Origin of the sequence: Mycolicibacterium fallax (assembly GCF_010726955.1) — a bacterium.
In the GTDB taxonomy this organism is placed as follows: Bacteria; Actinomycetota; Actinomycetes; order Mycobacteriales; family Mycobacteriaceae; genus Mycobacterium; species Mycobacterium fallax.
Genome location: NZ_AP022603.1, coordinates 1,833,270 through 1,850,747 on the forward strand (window position 1 = coordinate 1,833,270; position 17,478 = coordinate 1,850,747).

A 17,478-nucleotide genomic window follows, 5' to 3' on the forward strand; every position below is an offset into this window, starting at 1 on the left:
CCGCGTATAACTACAACCGGGTCGCCGACACCGGCACGGGGTCGGCACACACCGGATGACGAGGGCGGTACGTGAGCGACATCGGTAGGCAGCTGGTCGACAGTCTCTACACGGAGCTGATGATCGACGGCGAATGGGCGGTGCGCCGGGACCGGGGCTTCACCTGGTGGGGGTACCGACTGGCCCAGCACGTCGAGGCCAGCCCGACGGTGCACCTCGGCGACCAGCAGCGCTGCGTGGTCCGGGTCTGGACCGAGGTCGCCCGGGAGGTCGCCCCGGCAAGCAACCCGGCCGCGGCGCTGGCCGCGGTCAACCGCCAGCAGTCCATGAGCGCCGCGGTGTGGGACCGGCCGGCCCGGCGGGTCAACGAGTGCGCCACCACCGTGGTCAGCACCGACACCCTGGACTGGCACACCCAGCTGCTCGCGACGGCGGCGGTGCTGCAGAACGTTTCCGCGCACGCCAACGCCCCCGCGCTGGCCCAGGCCTGCGGCGGCACCCCGGCGCTGTCGAACCATCCGGACGCCGGGGAGCGCGCCGAGATGGACGGCGTGCTCGGCGTCCCGGCGCAGCGAGTGATCCCGGCCGGCGCGGGAGGTTCGCGCTACACCGGGCCGCTGGTCGAAGGCCTCGGCGGGTACGCCGCCAAACTGGGTTTCCGGGCCACCGCCGACGCCACCGGGCTGGTGTGCGAGGTGCCCTACCCGGCGCAGTCCGGCCGGGACACCGCGCTGCTGCGGATCAGCACCACCCAGGCCCACCCGGTCCTCGGCCACGGCGCGCTGGTGGTGCTGCGGCTGCCGGTGGCCCCGGGCGGCATGCGGGTGGCCCGGCTGGCCAACGAGCTCAACGCCGCCGAGGCCCGCGGCGAGAGCGCGGTCCCGCTGCTGGGCGCCTGGTGCCCGGACGTGCTGGCGACCGACGGCAACGGGCTGGCCTTCACCTGTTTCCTGCCGAATCTGCTGGCCCGGACCGGGCTGCTGGAGGACCAGATCGGCTACCAGGCCGCGCGCGCGAGGTTTGCGCAGGCCCAGCTGTCGGGTTAGGCGTCGATGCCCAGCCGGCGCGCCAGGTCCGGCCCGCCGACCGCGCGGACGAACTCCGGGTCGCGCACACGTTATCTGTAGGCGTGCGTCGGGTGTATCCGACTGTGTCTCATGGTTTGTGGCGAGCCATGTTTGATCGTGCGGAGCAGTGTTATCTGTGGGGCTGTGTCTGATGGTCCGGAGTTCGGTGAGCGAGTTCGTTGAAGCATTGGCATGTCGTTCTTGCCTGAGCTGATGCGGGCGACCATCGGCAGCGCCCGAGGTGCCTGTTTAGGCAGTGGTGGGTCAGGACTTTCGGGCGGCGCCGATGAAGATGAGTCCTCCGAGGTGGTGTTCGATCCGCGCGGTGCCGTGGAGGCCGTGGCGGGACAATTCTGCAGTGAATTCGTTTGGTTCGAAACGGTTTTCGCGTGGGTGAACGGTGAACTTGCGGAATGTCCAGGTGTCGAGGATGTGGCGTGGGACTTCTTCGAACAGCAGCAGCCCGTCGGGGCGTAGTACGCGGGCGATTTCTGCGATGGCCTGTTGCCAGTGCGGGACGTGGTGGATGATGCCGAAGTCGACGGCTGTGTCGTGGCTGGCGGCGGGTTGCTGGATGTCGCAGATGTCGCCGACCGAAAGGGACACGGGCCGCTGGTGTAGGCGTTGGCGCGCGAGTTCGACCATCGTGTCGTCGAGGTCGAATGCGGTGACGTGATTGGCGTGGAGGCGGTCGAGGAGGACTTCGGCGCCGACGCCTCGGCCGCAGCCGACCTCGAGCACGTTCTGGCCGGCCAGGTTGCCGCCGGCGAGCCGGTGAAACCACGCGGCCTCCCGGTGGTGTTGATGGGCGGCGCGGATCGGATTGTTCATTGCTGCTCGTTCGATCGCGTTCAGTTTCATCGGGTTACCTCGTCATCGGAATTGGGGTGAGGCGGCTGTTGGCTGGCACCGGTGGCCGATCATTCGATAAACACGCTATCATCGGAATATGCCGATGAATAGTTGGGAATCCGAGATGATACCGCCGGGGCGTGAGGGGCGTGAGGGGCTGGATGCGGCGGTGGCGTTGTTTCACGGCCTGTCGGACCCGACCCGGCTGGCGATCACCCGTCGGCTCGCCCACGGAGAGGCCCGCGTGGTGGACCTGACCCGGCAGCTGGGGTTGCCGCAGTCCACCATCTCCTCGCATCTGGCCTGCCTGCGTGACTGCGGTCTGGTGGTCGGCCGGGCGCAAGGCCGCCAGATGTTCTACAGCCTCACCCGCCCCGAGCTGATGGACCTGTTCGCCGCCGCCGAGACGCTGTTGGCCGCTACCGGTAACGCGGTGGCGCTGTGCCCGAATTACGGCACCACACCCAGTACGAAGCGTGCTGACTCGACCGGAAAGGCGGCGTCGCGATGAGCGACGCGTGCGGCTGCGGAAACGATGAACCCCGCACCGGCGAGGACGGCGGGGAGCACGAACCCGAGCGGCTGTGGGAGATCACCGAACTGCGCGCTGCTGCCGCCTCGGGGGTGCTGCTGGCGGCCGGGTTGATCATCGGATGGGTTGGCGGACCACACACGGTCAAGCTGGTGCTCGAGTGGTTGGCCCTGCTGATCGGCGCCTACACATTCGTTCCCTCGACGCTCAAGCGGCTGGCCAAGGGCCAGATCGGGGTCGGCACGCTGATGACCATCGCCGCGGTCGGCGCGGTGATTCTGGGCGAGGTGGGCGAGGCCGCGATGCTGGCCTTCCTGTTCTCCATCAGTGAGGGCCTGGAGGAATACGCCCTGGCCCGCACCCGCCGCGGTCTGCGCGCCCTGCTGTCCTTGGTGCCCGATGAGGCCACCGTGCTGCGCGACGGCACCGAAATCGTTGTCGCCCCAACCGAATTGCGGGTCGGTGACCGGATTCTGGTCAAGCCCGGTGAGCGCGTCGCCACTGACGGCACTATCGTGTCGGGCCGCACTGCCCTGGATGTCTCGGCGATCACTGGCGAGTCGATGCCGGTGGAGGCCGGACCCGGTGACGAGGTGTTCGCCGGGTCGATCAACGGCACCGGGGTGCTGACCGTCGAGGTGACTGCCGGCGCCGAGGACAACTCCCTGGCCCGCATCGTTCGCATCGTCGAGGCCGAACAGTCCCGCAAGGGCGCCAGCCAGCGGCTGGCCGACCGCATCGCCAAACCGCTGGTGCCCGGCATCATGGTCGCCGCGGCGCTGATCGCCGGGATCGGGAGCCTGCTCGGTGATCCGTTGGTGTGGATCGAACGCGCCCTGGTGGTGCTGGTCGCCGCCTCACCGTGCGCGCTGGCGATCTCGGTGCCGGTCACCGTGGTGGCCGCGATCGGCGCGGCCAGCAAGCTTGGTGTCCTGGTCAAGGGCGGGGCGGCGCTGGAAGCCCTGGGCGCGGTGCGAACTGTGGCTCTGGACAAGACCGGCACCCTGACCGCCAACCGTCCCACCGTCATCGAGGTGGCCACCACCAACGGCGCCACCCGCGAGCACGTGCTGGCGACGGCGGCAGCGTTGGAGGCCCGCAGCGAACATCCCCTGGCCGCGGCGATCATGGCCGCCGCCGGCCCCGTCTCCCCGGCCGAGGATGTGGAGGCCGTCACCGGCGCCGGGCTGACCGGTCACCGCGACGGGCGTCGGCTTCGGCTGGGGCGGCCCGGGTGGCTGGATGCGGGCCCGCTGGCCGAGCAGGTGGCGGCCATGCAGGCCGCCGGGGCGACCGCAGTCCTCGTCGAAGACAACCACCAGCTCATCGGGGCGATCGCGGTCCGTGACGAACTGCGGCCCGAAGCCCGCCAGGTCGTCGAGGACTTGCGGCGCAGCGGCTACCGGGTCGCGATGCTCACCGGTGACAACACCGCCACCGCTGAGGCCCTCGCGCGGGAGGTGGGCATCGATACGGTGCATGCCGATCTGCGTCCCGAAGGCAAAGCCGAGCTGATTGGTCAACTGCGCCAACACCAGTCGACGGCGATGGTCGGCGACGGCGTCAACGACGCCCCCGCGCTGGCGACCGCCGATCTCGGCGTCGCGATGGGTGCGATGGGCACCGACGTGGCCATCGAAACCGCCGACGTCGCCCTCATGGGCGAAGACCTGCGCCACCTCACCCAGGCCCTGGCCCATGCCCGCCGGGCCCGGCGGATCATGCTGCAAAACGTCGGCCTATCGCTGGGATTGATCGCGGTACTCATTCCCCTGGCGCTGTCTGGCGTGTTGGGTTTGGCTGCCGTTGTCGCGGTGCACGAACTCGCCGAAATCGTCGTCATCGCCAATGGTGTCCGTGCCGGACGCACCAAGCAACTGGCCATCACCACAGCGCCCGAACCCACTGTCACGCCGGCGATACCAGCGGCCACCCGGTAATGAGCTTGCCGGGGCGCGTCAGCCGGGGACAGATTTCGGTGTGTACTGGTATTTCCGTTTAGGTAAGCCGATCTGAGTTGGCTCCGACCGGAAACGGGTTGTCATTCGTGGGGCTGTGCCTGATGGTCGGCGGTGAGTCGGTGGGCGAGTTCATCGACGCGGGTGGCGATGTCGTCGCGGATCAGCCGCATTCGGTCGATGCCCTCGATGCCGCGCAGTGAGGGTTCTTCGGTGTCCCAGATTTCGACCGGTGTGCGGCCGGCAGGTCGATCGAGTTGTGCTTGGGTGCCGAGGATCACGATGAGGTCGGCGGCGGCGATGAGGGTGTCGTCGAGTTGGGTCGGTTGGTGTCCGCTGATGTCGATGCCGAGTTCGGCGAGCACTTGCGCGGAAAGGGTGTTGACGCTGGTTTTGGCGTGGGTGCCTGCGGAGGTGGCGGCGATCCGCTCTGCGGCGGTGTGCCGCATGAGCCCTTGGGCCATCACGGATTTGCCGGAGTTGCTGACGCAGATAAACAGCACTGTCGGTGTGCTCGGTTCGCTCATGTGGGGCTGTCCTGGAGTTGGGGGTTAGAGGCCGGTGCGGGTGCTGCGGCGTTCGAGAAGCAGGACGTCGCGCCAGCGGCCGTGGTGTTGGCCGAGGCGCTGTTGAGTGCCGACGATGCGGAATCCCGCGTTGTGGTGCAGGGCCAGGCTGGCGGTGTTCTCGGGGAAGATCCCGCATTGCAGGGTCCAGATCCCGGCGGTCTCGGTGGAGGTGATCAAGGTGTCGAGCAGGTGCGTGCCCAGGTGTTGCCGGCGAGCCGCAGCACTGATGTAGACGCTGTGCTCGATGACGCCGGCGTAGACGCAGCGCGAGGAGATCGGCGCGGCGGCAACCCATCCCGCCACGTGTCCGCCCTGATCGAGGGCCACGTGGCGGTGGGCGGGCAGGTGTTCGGTGTCGAAACTGGCCCAGTCGCCGGCGGTCGTGGCGAAGGTGGCATGGCCATCGTCGATGCCTTGCTGGTAGATCGCGAGCACATCCTGGGCGTGCTCGGCGGTCATCGCCACGATCCGAGGCGGGCCTGCGCTCATCCGATGGGGACGTTGAGTTCGGCTAGCAGGGTGCGCACGCGTTGTTCGATGAGGTCGCGGATGGGCCGCACGGTCTCGACCCCTTGGCCGGCGGGGTCGGGCAGTTCCCAGTTCTCGTAACGCTTTCCGGGGAAGATGGGGCAGGCGTCCCCGCAACCCATGGTGATCACGACGTCAGCGGCTTGCACGATTTCGTCGGTCCAGGGCTTGGGGAATTCGCCGGTGATGTCGATGTCGACTTCAGCCATCGCCGCGATGGCGGCGGGGTTGATCTCGTTGCCGGGCTCCGAACCGCCCGACCAGGCCAGCGCCTGCTCACCGGCGAGGTGGGTGAAGTAGCCTAAAGCCATTTGGGAGCGGCCGGCGTTGTGGGTGCATAAGAACAGCACGGTGGGTTTGCCGTCGCTGATTTTGCCTTCCACGCGGGCCAGGGCGTACAGCCGTTGGCGGGCGAACCGTTCGGCCAGCAGTGGCAGGAACCGGGCGATGGTGGCCCGCCCGGCGAACTGGTCGTAGGACGACTCGAGGAATCGCTGGATGGTTTCGGTGCCGAAACTGTCGGCGAATTCGGTCTGCAGCCGGGTGGCTGCGGTGCGCAGCGCGAGTTGCTGATCGATGGAAAGGTCGCGGGTCGTGTGGGTGACGGGACTCTCGGTCATCGGTGGGCTCCAGGCTCGGCAGTGGGCAACACGGGATCAACGGTGGGTGTTGTGGTGGGGGCGAAGCGTTTTCGCAGCGCCAGGGAGACGTAGACCAGTGCCACCAGGACGGGGACTTCGATCAGGGGGCCGACGACGCCGGCCAGGGCTTGCCCGGAGGTCGCGCCGTAGGTGGCGATCGCCACAGCGATCGCCAGCTCGAAGTTGTTGCCCGCCGCGGTAAACGCCAGCGTGGTGGTCCGCTCGTAGCCCAGCCCGAGAGCGGCGCCCAGTGCGTAGCCGCCACCCCACATGATCGCGAAGTAGGCCAACAGGGGCAGCGCGATGCGGGCCACGTCGAAGGGATGGGTGGTGATCTGTTCACCTTGGAGCGCGAAGAGGATCACGATGGTGAACAGCAGCCCGTAGAGGGCCCACGGCCCGATGCGGGGCAGGAATTTCGACTCGTACCAGTCGCGGCCCTTGGTGGCTTCCCCGAGGCGCCGTGAGAGGTAACCGGCGGCCAGGGGGACGCCCAGGAAAATGAGCACCGATTTCGCGATCTGCCACGGCGAGGTGTCGATGGTGGTCTGTTCCAGTCCCAGCCAGCCGGGCAGCACCGCGAGGTAGAACCAGCCCAGCACGGCGAACATCACCACCTGGAAGATGGAGTTCAGCGCCACCAGCACGGCGGCGGCTTCGCGGTCACCACAGGCCAGGTCGTTCCAGATGATGACCATGGCGATGCAGCGGGCCAGCCCGACGATTATCAGCCCGGTGCGGTATTCGGGCAGATCCGGCAGCAGCAGCCACGCCAGGGCGAACATCAACGCCGGCCCGAACACCCAGTTGAGCACCAGCGAGGAGATCAGCAGTTTGCGGTCACCGGTGACGGTGTCGAGACGGTCGTAGCGCACCTTGGCCAGCACCGGATACATCATGATCAGCAGGCCCAGAGCGATCGGCAGCGAAACCCCGTCGATGGCAACACTTTCCAGAGCTGTGTTCAATCCGGGGATCGCGCGGCCCAGCAGCAGCCCGGCGAGCATCGCCGCACCGATCCAGACCGGCAGAAACCTGTCCAGGGTGGAGAGCTTGCCGACGACCGCCGGCGGTGTCGCGGTGTCGGTCATGCCGGCACCCCCGCCGCGGTGTCGGCGGTGGTGGCGCCGAGCAGCACCGCCAGGCTGGCCAACGCATCGGGAACCACCGCGTAATACACCCAGGAGGCTCGCCGCTCCGAGGTCAGCAGCCCGGCATCGCGCAACACCTTGAGGTGATGGGAGACCGTCGGCTGGGAAACCTCCACCCCGACGGAGATGTCACAGACACATGCCTGGCCGCCGGCGTGGCTGGCGATCGCCGAGAACAACAGCAGCCGCACCGGATCGGCCAGCGCTTTGAGTTTGACCGCCATATCCGCGGCGGTGGCCGCCGAAAGCGGCTCACTCAGCAACGCCCCAGGCGGGCAGCACTGCTGCTCCAACAGATCCCTCGATTTCGACATGCATCGATATTGACAGGCATCGAATCTGAGGGCAAACGAACACCGGATGAACACTGCCTGGGAAAACCTTCTGGGTGAAGATCGTGTCGTATCTGTTCAGTTCCAGTGCCGGGGAGGAATCCTTCGTGGCCTGCGACGCCTAGCGGCAGCCGCAGGGCGAGCACCTACTTAGGTTATTATCTAGTTATGGATGCAGATAGTGAGGCTTCGCGTGGGCCGATCGGCGAGGATCAGGCCGCGCTGATCGTCGAGGTGTTCCGGATGCTGTCGGATGCCACCCGCATCCAGCTGTTGTGGGCCCTGGTCGACGGGGAACGCTCGGTCAACGAGCTGGCCGAACACATCGACAAACCCGCACCGTCGGTGTCCCAGCATCTGGCCAAATTGCGGATGGCGCAGTTGGTCGGCACCCGACGCGCGGGCACCACGATCTTCTACAGCATCGACAACGAGCACGTCCGCCAGCTGGTCACCGACGCGGTGTTCAACGCCGAACACGCCGGCCCCGGTGTGCCCGAGCACCATCGCGACCACAACGTGGCCAGCTTCGAGGGGGCACGCCGCACCACCGGCCAGCACTGATCCGCCATGCGCGATCGAAAGCCCTGACATGTTCGCGATCCTCAAGAACCCCACCTTCGCCCGGCTGTTCGCCGCCCAAGTTGTGGCCCTGCTGGGCACCGGGTTGCTCACCGTCGCACTGGGACTGTTGGCCTACGATCTGGCCGGCAGCCGCGCCGGCGCGGTATTGGGCACCGCGTTGGCGGTCAAGATGTTCGCCTATGTCGCGGTGGCTCCGGTCATTTCGGCAGTGACCTACCGGGTATCGCGACGCATCCTGCTGATCGGCTCCAACATCGTGCGCGCCAGCATTGCGGTGCTGCTGCCGTTGGTTGGCCAGACCTGGCAGATCTACGTGTTGATCTTCGCCCTGCAGGCCGCCTCGGCCACCTTCACCCCGGCGTTCCAGTCGGTCATCCCCGCCGTACTGGTCGACGAAGACGACTACACCAAAGGTCTGTCGCTGTCGCGGCTGGCCTACGACCTCGAATCCCTGCTGAGCCCCGTCATCGCCGCCGCGCTGCTAGCAGTGATGGCCTACAACTACCTGTTCATCGGGACTGTCGCCGGGTTTGCGGTCTCGGCAGCCCTGGTGCTCACCACCACGCTGCCGGCGATCGCCGGCGATAAATCCAGTGAATCCTTTTGGCAGCGCACCACTTCCGGTGCGCGAGTGATGTTGGACCGTCCCGTGCTGCGGGCCCTGCTGGCATTGAACATGGTCGTCGCGGCCGCCACCGGCTTGGTGATCGTCAACACCGTCGTCTACGTCCACGACATGCTGGGCTCCACAAATACCGCGCTCGCGCTGCTGCTGGCCTGCTATGGCGGCGGCTCGATGGTCATCGCCGTCGCTTTGCCGCGGGTGCTGCACGCCATCGCCGACCGGTGGGTCATGCTCACCGGAGCAACCGTCATCCCCGTCGTCCTGGCCGCCACCGCCGGCCTGCTGGTCCTGCACCCCAGCCCCGCGGTCGGCTGGGCGGGCTTCATCACCGCCTGGATCTTGCTGGGCGCCGCCACCTCACTGATCAACACCCCCTCAGCGCGGCTACTGCGCTACCAATCCGCACCCGATGCGCTGCCCTCGGTGTTCACCGCCCAGTTCTCCCTGTCGCACGCCTGCTTCTTCCTCACCTACCTGCTGGCCGGATGGCTCGGTGTGGCGGTCGGCCAACCGGCCGCCGCCGCGACCCTGGCCGTCCTCGCCGCGTTCGCGGCGATCCTGGCGGCACGGATCTGGCCCGCCAAGCACGCCACGATCAGCGACCCCCATCGAACGCCCGCGGCTGCCCACCGCTGACGAGCACCGCCCAGTAGCCCGGTGAGAGCGGCGAGTCCAGTCCTGCAGCAGTCCGGTGAAGGGGGTGCCCGGTGGCTGGTCAGGTTGCCGCGGCCAGGCGTTCCAGCTCGCCTTGGAGGGCGGCGATGACGGTGTCGCGTTGGCGCAGTAGGGTTCTCAGGTCGGCGATCTGGGTGTCTTTGGCGGTCAGCCGGGTCCTCAGCGCGGCGATGATGCTCGATTCGGGTCCGGCGCCAGAACGTGGTGGGTGCGCCTCGGTGACCGCTTCCAGTGGTTGATGGGCCCGGATCATGGCCAGCAGCTCGGGGCGGCGGTAGATGCTGTTGCGGCCCACTCCGGCGCGCTGTGCCACGCTGCTGGCGGTGATGGCGGCGTTCTCGCGGCGCATCTCCTTGAGCGCTTTGCGGACCCGTTTGTCCACGGAGTCACGCCGGGTTTGGGTGTGGGCGGCCAGGGCGGCCAGCGAGGCTTGGGTGGCGGTCACGCGCCGGCCTGGGGGTCGGCTTTGCGCAGTGCCGAATCGTGGGCGCCGCGGGTGGCGATGGGCTGCAACGGTAGCCGCCCGGTGGTGCCGGCCCCGCTGATCGCCGCGCTGTGAGCGGCCTGCTCCTTGGTCAGTCGCCCCAGGATGGCGTCCAGGGAATGCAGCTCGCGCAGCCGTGCGGCGATCCACACGTTGTCGTCGGTCAACTCGCGGCCGGTGCGGGCCAGGTACTGACTGCGGCGGACTTCGATCAGGGCGGTGGTTTTGGCGTGCTGGTCGGCCAGCTCATCAGCATGGGTGGCGTCGGTGGCGAAATGCCCGCAGCTCAAACACGCATTGCCTTTGTCGCACGATTTCAGCGGCGGCAGCAGGCACACCCCGTTGGGCAGCACCCGGTCGGTGCGGGCCGAAAGTTGGGTCATGTCCAGGATGTCGGCCGGGCTGATCGCGATGTCCACCCCGTGGGCGCCGATCTTCTTGTGTTTGAGGAACTCGGCTTCGGCGGTGGCCGCCAGGGTGGCCGCATAGCGCAGCGTCATCTCCGGGCTCTTGTGCCCGAGATAGCGCTGCACCACGTGGATCGGCACCCCGTCGTTGAGCAGTTCGGTGGCCCGGGTGTGCCGCAGCCGATGGGTTTGGCTGAACCGCAACGGATTACCCGCGGCATCGGTCATCCCGTGCAGCGCGTCGAGTTTGTTCAAGGACTGGCTGTAGGTGGCATAGGGGCGGGGCCGTTGACCGTTGAGGTTCGACCTGGTGCCGATGAACAGATACTTCGGCGTGAGGTGCCCAAAGTTCTGGGCCAGCCACTGCTGCTGTTCGGTGATCACGTTGACCACGGCTTGCTCCACCAGGATGGTGGGTTCCACGCCGTCGACTTTGGTCTGCTGGTAGCGCAGCTTGGCCACGAAGGCATCCGAGTCCTCGGAGTCCGTTGGGCGCTGCGCCCCCGGGATCGGTTGCAGCGGACGGTGATCGAGCATCAGGATTTCTGAGGCGCGGCGCCCGGTCAACGCTTGCAGCAGCCAGATCCGGGCGGCCTGCGGGTCACCGAGTCCCTTGATCAGCGACGCACTGCCATCGGGGTGGGTCAGCCCGACCAAGGTGGAACGGTCAGCGCCCAGCACATCGAGGTAGGCCAGCATGCGTTGCAGATCAGCGGTGCCATACCAGCTCAGCTCCCGGACCCGGTTGGCGCGGCGGCTGCGAAACGCCGGACCCCACAGCCGGGTATGGGCGGCACCGAGCTGCGCCCACCGAGGATCGCCGGTCGCGGCGGCAGCCTCAGGGGCGTGGTCGACCATAAACGTGTAGAACACCTGGGTTTGGGACTGGATCGCGTCGATCGCCGCCGGGGTCAACGGCTTGTCCGGGTTGGCGGCCGCGGCCGGGGATCTCAGATATTCGGTGAACGCGGTGAAGATCAGCCGCAACTGCGCAGGGTCCTCGGCCAGGACGGGGTCGGTGTCGCCGCGGGCGGTCAGAAACGGGCCCAGGTGCCGCGCGGTGTCGCGGGCCCGCTCCACCACCGAGGACCAGCGCAGCAGTTCGGCGTCCAGGGCGGTGCGCAGCCAGAACCGCACCCCCTCCCGCAGCCAGCCCGGGTTGATCGCGGCGAGGTTGACTGACAGGTCGTGGCGCGGTTCGTGTTCTCGCTGAGGAATGCGGGGATCGGCGTCCAGATCCCAGAGGTCATGCGCCCACCAGTCGGTGTCGCTGCAGCGCACCGACAGATGCAGGTGCAGATGCTCGACCAGGTGGGTGATATTGCGCCGGGCCCCCGCCGACGGCAGCCGTGCGTTGCGCCGCTCGAAGACCAGCACCGCCTGGCGCAGTATCGCCGCCACGCCCAGGTCGGTGATGCTCACCGGTGGATGGCCGTGTTGCGCGCGGTAGTCCGCGGTGGCGGCGGTCAATGCCTGGCCAGCCCACCGCAACAGAGACGGCTCGATTTTGCGCAGGCCTTCGTGATGACAGAGCCACACCCACCAGGCGATCTCGTCGGCGAAGCGGGTCGGCACCCCGACCGGGGTGAAGTCATGCTCAGTGTGCGCCCGGTTTTCCCGCAGGTAGTAGCGGTTACGCAGAAACACTGTGTTGGCAGGGGCGCTATCGATCCGATACACCGGTGTTCGCCACGGCGGCGGCACCAACGCCCACTGCGCCTGCCACGAGCGGTCCTCATGCCGCCGAACGGGTTTCGGGTCGTCATGGCCGGCCATCGGCAAGGCCCTTCCAGCCGGCGACGTAGTTCTTCCAATGGGCCAGGGAACGCATCTCGGCGTCCTGGGTGACCCATCCGTAGGTCGAGAGGGTGGTCTGCACGTCGGCGTGCCCGAGGCGGCGCATCACCACATGCTCGGGTACCCCGGCCAGCAGCAGCGCAGTGGCATGGGTATGGCGCAGCCAGTGCGGGCTCCAGTCCACCGGCAACTGTGGGTGGGCTCCTTTGATGCCGCGGACCTTCTCATAGACAGTCTCGACTCGCATCGGCGAAAATCGGGGGCCACGAACCAGATTCACGAACACGAAGTGTGTGGCCAGATCTGGCACGGTCACATCTGCGGCCATCGCCACCAGCTGCCAGACATATTCCGAATACAGCGCTTCGAGGTCGTCTCCGACGTAGACCCGCCGCGACCCGGTCTTCACCCGCACCCCGTGCGGGTGATCCTGGCGGTCGACGATCTCGATGAACGGAGTCGCCCCGGCGCCGATGTGAAAGTCGTGATGGCGCAGCGACAATGCTTCACCGAGGCGCATCCCGGTCTCGGCCAGCACCGCGAACAACAACCGGTTACGCACCCCCGCCGGCCCACCCGACCACCCACCTTCATCGGTTTGGGTCGAGCAGCCATCCAGGATGGTGTTGACCTGTGCCGGGGTCAGCACCGGGGTGGCGGAGCGGTTCGGGGTCCGCATCCGGTAGATCGGGTGATCCCCTCGGCGGGCAGGCCCGACCCCGTCGAGGAAACCGACATAGCGGCGATAGCGGCGCCAAGAACCCCGCGAGGTGAACAACCGGCCATAGGGCACATCGGTGCCGTGTGCATCGGCGTGGTAGCGGTACATCGACAACACCGCCGCGGCCCGAGGCTGCAACGAGGACGCGGCCAGCTTCTGAGTCGGTGCTCCGATCCGGGCCGCACCGGGCAGATCCCCGGTCCGCAGATACCGCAGAAACTGCCCAAACAGAGTGGTGGGAAAGTCATCCCACGCGTGCCCGGTGTGCTCCAGCACAGTGAACCACTCCGCCAGGCCCGCACAATATGCCCGCACGGTGTGCGGGGAGGCCCCACCGTCGCGCAGAAACCGCAGATACGCCGCGGCCGGGCCGATCGGCAGATGATCAGCACCGACCACTGTGTAAGTGTCGGATTCGCCGTCGCTGAAACTGACCCGCTGTACTCGCGCCACCGCTGACCTGACCCCCGAGAACCCGTCAGCCCCGCCGCCGGCCCACCGGCAACGTCAACACATTGGAGTGCGTACCGGTCATCGCCACCGCCGGCGCCGGATCTGCCACCGCCCGGGCCGCGTTGACAGCTACACCGGTGCGCTGACCAACAGTGAAGTCCTCCAACATGTCCTGGGGCCACATCAGGTCATAGGGGGCCAGCATCATCGCCGAAGTCGCCGAGAACGCCATCTCCAACCACTTACTGATCAGCCGGGGCCGCTCCACATCCCGGTCGTTCCAGCCTGGCTCCACCCGACCCCATGTGGTGTCGGTTTCGGTGTTGGTGCGGGTGTAAAGCTGGCGGCGCAACGCCTCAAACCGCTGATCACTCAACAGCTTCGAGGTATGCAGGTGTTTGAGCAACGCCCCCAGCGATATACCCCACCGGGCTTTGACCGGCAACAACTCCGCCAGCGACGGCGCCCGCGACACCTCGTCGGCGAGCACAGCCGCCGGCGCCAACAACTCCGAAGCGAACCGTGAGGCCTGCTCCTCACGCTCCTCATTGACACTGCCCGAGGCGTGCAACGCCAGGTGCCCAACCTCATGGGCCAGCGTCCAGCGTGTGCGCTCCCACGAATGTGACTGCCGCACAACGATCAACGGCCGCGTGTTGAACTCACCGACCCGCACCGAGTACCCCAGATGCTTGTCGAGTTTCCCAGTGGAATCCTCATCGCCGAGGATGCGCCGCGACGACGACGTCAACAGCCGGCGCATCACGATCGCCACACCATTGCGTTCGATCTCATGGGTCAGGTAGTCGACCGGCCCATCAGTATCCAGCCCCCACGCCTTGCGCACCGCCTCGGCGGCCTGATCGACCGGGGTCTCACTGTCCAGGACCGGCAACCGCACCGGCGGCAACTTCACCCGGGTATGCAACTCGTCGAGAAACTCCCCAGTCAACGCGGCAAACTGGGCCAGATACTCCCGCTCAGTGGCCGTGATCGAGCGCGGCGCCCGAAACAGCAGATCTGTGGGATGCACCCGCGATGTCGGTGCGGTGGTGAAGAACTTCGGCGGGAACCGCAGCACTGCCACCAACTGCTCAAAGTCCTCGACCGGCAACGCCGTGGTCGCCGAACGCTCCAAACGGTTGAGCCGAGAATGCTTCCAGCCCAACGCTTCCATCACCGCGGTCACCGTCATCGCACGGATCACCCGAGCCTGGTTGACCCGCACTCCATACACATCCACGGTCGCCTTCATCGCAGCCCCGATTCAACAACGACCCCACGACATGAAATACGCCGCCCCCCACCGCAACCACCATCATCGCGTGCTACGCCGGTTCCGGCTCGTCGGGATCGTCGGTACCCGACCCCGAAGCAGGAGGCGCCCATTCGCCGAAGTCGTCCACCGGCGCCACCGGCGGCCGCTTGCCCGCCGCCAACAACGGCGACTCCGTCACCGGCGGCAACGCCGCCGTCGCCAAAACCTGTACCCGAGAAGCATTGTCGACATCCAACACCGCCGCCAACACCGCCTCCGCCAGGCCGAACCCGTCGTCGGTCGGCCACCACAACGCGAAGATGTCCGGCTTGCCCGCCGGCGTAACCTTCGGAACCGGGAACATCTCGGCACCCGACCCCTCGTCGAGGATCATCTGCTCGCCCTCGGTCGCCGGCACTCGCACCAGCGGATGCCCACCCCCACCCGGAGTGACCACGGTTCGCACCCGCTCCCCGTGCAGCACCCGCGACGGCCACCGCCGCATCCGAAAATCCATCCCCCGCGAATCCGACACCTGCACCGACAACCCGCTGCCGCACGTCGTCAACAACGTGTCCCCAGGCATCGGCCCGCGCAATTCCCGCATCCGCAACACCATCAACCGCACATCGGTACAAAACGCCTGCCCGTGAATACTCCGCGGATCGTCGAACAGCGGCTTCCACATCTCGGCGACCCGAGGAATCACCCGCTCCAAGTCGTAACGCAACGTCGCGCACGACGGCCGATGATCGGTGACCACCCGATCCAGCCACCCCTGTAGGTTCATGCGGCGAATTTCGCACACTAAAGCAGTCTATGCAAGCAACACGCCCAAGGGGCGTACCACCCAAATTCTCACCGGCCAGCATCACCATAGGATACGTGTTCCTGACGATGAAACCGCAGATAAACACGCTAAATGGACACAAAATATTGTGTACCTACTGATAAGTCACCACGGGAAGTGCAGTTCGATACCCGCATCGGTGGGTCTCCTCGGAGAGCTTCGTCAGTCCGGCGAGTTTATTCGTGGAGTGGAACCACCGTGATCCTTTCGACCGGATGCTGGCTGCCCAGGCCATACTCGAATCGATGACCCTCGTTACAGGCGACGCCGCCTTTGGCGGACTTCCCGGCCTACGGACGCTGTGGTGACCATCCGGCGCTGAGTCCGCGCCGTCTCCTCAGATGCCCAGGCGGTGAGCAAGTTCCGGGCCGCCAACCGTCCGGAGGAAGTCGGGGTCGCCGCACACCACGAGCTGATCGCGGGCCCTGGACAGCCCGACGTAGAGCCGTTCACGGGAGCGTTCGAAGGCCTGCTGTTCGTTGACGACAAGGACGACCGCCCGTCGTTCCAGGCCCTTGAATCCGAGCACGTGCCCGTAGAAGACCTGCTCGGTGTCCCAGAAGCTGGCCCAGTAGGCGGTGTTGCCGGCGGCTTGGCGTTCGCGCTGCTCGGGGTGCCGGCTGCCGGTGGTCAGCAGCGCGACGTCCTCGGGCCGCCAGCCCTGGTCCAGCAGCCAGTCCACCTGGTCGTCGCCGGCGTCCATCGCGGTGTCCGCCGTGCAGGCCACAAAGCTGACCGTCGGCCCGTCACCGCCGAGGAACCGCATCGGGTGGTCGACCAGCGGCTGGAACGCCTGGGCGATCTGGCGGGTGTTGCGCAGATTGTGGTCGAGGACCAGCGGCACCAGCGGCACCGGCGGTGACCCGTACCGGTCGAAGACCCGCTGCCCCTCGTCGCTGAAGACGTAGAGCCCGCCGGCCTCCTCGTCGCGCAGCGCGCCCAGCAGCGGCTCCCACCAGGCGTCGGCGAAGTCCTGGGCCTCGTCCACCACGATCGCGTCGAAGCGCTGGCCGTCGTCGAGCCCGGCCGCCAACTCGGCCATCTGGCGGGGCAGCTCATGCTCCCAGAACCGCACGGTGTCCTCGTTGCGCAGCGCCTCGTCCGGGCCGGCGGGCGCTCCCCAGGTCTTGCCGAGGTCGTGGAATTCGCCGACGTAGGCCGGGCGCTGGCTCCTGTTCCAGCCGGCGGTGACCCGTTCCAGATACGACGCCAACCCGTGCGAATAACAGACCAGGGCCACCCGCTGGCCGGCGCGGGCCAGCCGGCGGGCCTGTTCCATCGCCAGGAACGTCTTGCCGCTGCCCGCCCCGCCGCGGATCTCCACCCGGTTCAGCAGCTGGATGGCGCCCAGGATCACCGCCTGCTGGTCGGTGAGCACGTCGGCGGCGTCCTCGTTCTCCCGCGCCCGGGACACCACGTCGAGCTGTGGCAGGCCGCGCCCGCCCAGCGCGACACCGAGTTGCTCGATGCCCGCGGCGCCCAGCAGCGGCCGCGGGAGCTCCTGGTCGAGCAGGACCTTGCGCAGCCGAGCGGCGAGCTCGCCCAGTTCGGTGCGATCGATGACCTTCCAGCGCGGGCAGTCCGGCAGCGCAAAGCCTTCGGGCAGTTCGGTATTCGGCAGCACGACGAGGTGATCCCAGCGCTGTCGGCCCTGCGTCCAGCGCGGGTCGCCCTCGACGAAGCTGCGCAGCGCGTAGCAGGCCTCACGGGCCTGCCGGACCGGCTCGATGGTGTGGTCGCTACGGCCGCGGCGCTGCCGCCAGGACTGGCCGTCGTGCCAGACCTGTCCGCCCTTCACCTCGAGGCACGCGATGCCCGCACCCTCGATGGCCACCACGAGGTCGACCTCGTGGTCCTTGAGGTGGTCGGTGACCCGCTGGCCGGGGATCAGCAGGTCTTCGGGCTTCAGCTGGTCATCGAGCGCCTGCCAGACGGTGCGCTCGGCACCGTTGGCCAGCCGGGGCTTTTCCCTGGACACTGCTAGACGAACAGC

17 protein-coding genes are annotated in these 17,478 nt (G+C 67.5%); 5 read left to right on the forward strand and 12 right to left on the reverse strand.

All coding sequences use genetic code 11. The features are described from left to right. The first annotated feature begins 71 nt into the window (after positions 1-71). Complete coding sequence (locus G6N10_RS08695) at positions 72-1,046, forward strand: hypothetical protein (RefSeq protein ID WP_085097681.1); 975 nt, start codon at positions 72-74, stop codon at positions 1,044-1,046. Between the two features lie 285 nt (positions 1,047-1,331). On the opposite strand, the gene G6N10_RS08700 is transcribed toward G6N10_RS08695, so the two are convergent. Then, complete coding sequence (locus G6N10_RS08700; protein ID WP_085097678.1) at positions 1,332-1,928, reverse strand: class I SAM-dependent methyltransferase; 597 nt, start codon at positions 1,926-1,928, stop codon at positions 1,332-1,334. Between the two features lie 88 nt (positions 1,929-2,016). Here G6N10_RS08700 and G6N10_RS08705 point away from each other — a divergent pair, with 88 nt between their 5' ends. Together G6N10_RS08705 and G6N10_RS08710 are read left to right on the forward strand one after the other, a co-directional pair. Then, on the forward strand, positions 2,017-2,430 hold the full coding sequence (locus tag G6N10_RS08705; protein WP_085097675.1) for an ArsR/SmtB family transcription factor: 414 nt from the start codon (positions 2,017-2,019) through the stop codon (positions 2,428-2,430). Next, positions 2,427-4,391, forward strand: coding sequence for a heavy metal translocating P-type ATPase (locus G6N10_RS08710; RefSeq protein ID WP_085097672.1), 1,965 nt, complete (start codon positions 2,427-2,429; stop codon positions 4,389-4,391). The genes G6N10_RS08705 and G6N10_RS08710 overlap by 4 nt, the downstream gene beginning before the upstream one ends. A gap of 101 nt (positions 4,392-4,492) precedes the next feature. Here the strand turns inward: G6N10_RS08710 and G6N10_RS08715 are convergent, their stop codons facing one another. From G6N10_RS08715 to G6N10_RS08735, 5 genes are read right to left on the reverse strand one after another with little or no spacing between them, the layout of a single operon-like run. Beyond that, positions 4,493-4,936 carry an arsenate-mycothiol transferase ArsC gene (locus tag G6N10_RS08715; protein ID WP_085097669.1) on the reverse strand — a complete coding sequence of 148 codons (444 nt, stop codon included), beginning with the start codon at positions 4,934-4,936 and terminating at the stop codon, positions 4,493-4,495. 24 nt (positions 4,937-4,960) lie between these two features. Beyond that, the gene (locus G6N10_RS08720) at positions 4,961-5,437 is read right to left on the reverse strand and encodes a GNAT family N-acetyltransferase (RefSeq protein ID WP_197745638.1); all 477 of its coding nucleotides are present in this window, start codon (positions 5,435-5,437) and stop codon (positions 4,961-4,963) included. 26 nt (positions 5,438-5,463) lie between these two features. Next, positions 5,464-6,126 (reverse strand): arsenate reductase ArsC, encoded by a 663-nt coding sequence (locus G6N10_RS08725; RefSeq protein ID WP_085097663.1) that lies wholly within the window; start codon positions 6,124-6,126, stop codon positions 5,464-5,466. Further along, the gene (gene arsB, locus G6N10_RS08730) at positions 6,123-7,238 is read right to left on the reverse strand and encodes an ACR3 family arsenite efflux transporter (protein ID WP_085097660.1); all 1,116 of its coding nucleotides are present in this window, start codon (positions 7,236-7,238) and stop codon (positions 6,123-6,125) included. The genes G6N10_RS08725 and arsB overlap by 4 nt, the downstream gene beginning before the upstream one ends. Further along, positions 7,235-7,612, reverse strand: coding sequence for an ArsR/SmtB family transcription factor (locus G6N10_RS08735; RefSeq protein WP_085097657.1), 378 nt, complete (start codon positions 7,610-7,612; stop codon positions 7,235-7,237). The genes arsB and G6N10_RS08735 overlap by 4 nt, the downstream gene beginning before the upstream one ends. A 186-nt stretch (positions 7,613-7,798) precedes the next feature. On the opposite strand from G6N10_RS08735, the gene G6N10_RS08740 reads away from it, so the two are divergent. Further along, positions 7,799-8,194: an ArsR/SmtB family transcription factor gene (locus G6N10_RS08740; protein ID WP_085097653.1), complete on the forward strand. Its 396-nt coding sequence runs from the start codon at positions 7,799-7,801 to the stop codon at positions 8,192-8,194. A 28-nt stretch (positions 8,195-8,222) separates the two neighbouring features. After that, positions 8,223-9,476: an MFS transporter gene (locus G6N10_RS08745; protein ID WP_085097650.1), complete on the forward strand. Its 1,254-nt coding sequence runs from the start codon at positions 8,223-8,225 to the stop codon at positions 9,474-9,476. Between the two features lie 79 nt (positions 9,477-9,555). On the opposite strand, the gene G6N10_RS08750 is transcribed toward G6N10_RS08745, so the two are convergent. From G6N10_RS08750 to G6N10_RS08775, 6 genes are all read right to left on the reverse strand, one after another. Next, positions 9,556-9,960 (reverse strand): hypothetical protein, encoded by a 405-nt coding sequence (locus G6N10_RS08750; RefSeq protein ID WP_085097647.1) that lies wholly within the window; start codon positions 9,958-9,960, stop codon positions 9,556-9,558. Next, positions 9,957-12,182 (reverse strand): tyrosine-type recombinase/integrase, encoded by a 2,226-nt coding sequence (locus tag G6N10_RS08755; RefSeq protein WP_085097644.1) that lies wholly within the window; start codon positions 12,180-12,182, stop codon positions 9,957-9,959. Before G6N10_RS08755 ends, G6N10_RS08750 begins: the two co-directional genes overlap by 4 nt. Further along, positions 12,169-13,377, reverse strand: coding sequence for a tyrosine-type recombinase/integrase (locus G6N10_RS08760; RefSeq protein ID WP_085097641.1), 1,209 nt, complete (start codon positions 13,375-13,377; stop codon positions 12,169-12,171). The genes G6N10_RS08755 and G6N10_RS08760 overlap by 14 nt, the downstream gene beginning before the upstream one ends. 25 nt (positions 13,378-13,402) lie before the next feature. Beyond that, on the reverse strand, positions 13,403-14,632 hold the full coding sequence (locus tag G6N10_RS08765) for an ImmA/IrrE family metallo-endopeptidase (RefSeq protein ID WP_085097638.1): 1,230 nt from the start codon (positions 14,630-14,632) through the stop codon (positions 13,403-13,405). Positions 14,633-14,705: 73 nt separating this feature from the next. Continuing rightward, complete coding sequence (locus G6N10_RS08770) at positions 14,706-15,425, reverse strand: hypothetical protein (protein ID WP_085097636.1); 720 nt, start codon at positions 15,423-15,425, stop codon at positions 14,706-14,708. Positions 15,426-15,822: 397 nt separating this feature from the next. Beyond that, positions 15,823-17,463, reverse strand: a complete 1,641-nt coding sequence (locus G6N10_RS08775; RefSeq protein ID WP_085097633.1) for an NERD domain-containing protein — start codon at positions 17,461-17,463, stop codon at positions 15,823-15,825. Positions 17,464-17,478: the final 15 nt, after the last annotated feature.

Coding starts and splice junctions, on each gene's coding strand:
- G6N10_RS08700 (WP_085097678.1), bottom strand. CDS start 1,928: ATGAAACTGAACGCGATCGAACGAGCAGCAATGAACAATCCGATCCGC.
- G6N10_RS08705 (WP_085097675.1), top strand. CDS start 2,017: ATGCCGATGAATAGTTGGGAATCCGAGATGATACCGCCGGGGCGTGAG.
- G6N10_RS08710 (WP_085097672.1), top strand. CDS start 2,427: ATGAGCGACGCGTGCGGCTGCGGAAACGATGAACCCCGCACCGGCGAG.
- G6N10_RS08715 (WP_085097669.1), bottom strand. CDS start 4,936: ATGAGCGAACCGAGCACACCGACAGTGCTGTTTATCTGCGTCAGCAAC.
- G6N10_RS08720 (WP_197745638.1), bottom strand. CDS start 5,437: ATGACCGCCGAGCACGCCCAGGATGTGCTCGCGATCTACCAGCAAGGC.
- G6N10_RS08725 (WP_085097663.1), bottom strand. CDS start 6,126: ATGACCGAGAGTCCCGTCACCCACACGACCCGCGACCTTTCCATCGAT.
- arsB (WP_085097660.1), bottom strand. CDS start 7,238: ATGACCGACACCGCGACACCGCCGGCGGTCGTCGGCAAGCTCTCCACC.
- G6N10_RS08735 (WP_085097657.1), bottom strand. CDS start 7,612: ATGTCGAAATCGAGGGATCTGTTGGAGCAGCAGTGCTGCCCGCCTGGG.
- G6N10_RS08740 (WP_085097653.1), top strand. CDS start 7,799: ATGGATGCAGATAGTGAGGCTTCGCGTGGGCCGATCGGCGAGGATCAG.
- G6N10_RS08745 (WP_085097650.1), top strand. CDS start 8,223: ATGTTCGCGATCCTCAAGAACCCCACCTTCGCCCGGCTGTTCGCCGCC.
- G6N10_RS08755 (WP_085097644.1), bottom strand. CDS start 12,182: ATGGCCGGCCATGACGACCCGAAACCCGTTCGGCGGCATGAGGACCGC.
- G6N10_RS08765 (WP_085097638.1), bottom strand. CDS start 14,632: ATGAAGGCGACCGTGGATGTGTATGGAGTGCGGGTCAACCAGGCTCGG.
- G6N10_RS08770 (WP_085097636.1), bottom strand. CDS start 15,425: ATGAACCTACAGGGGTGGCTGGATCGGGTGGTCACCGATCATCGGCCG.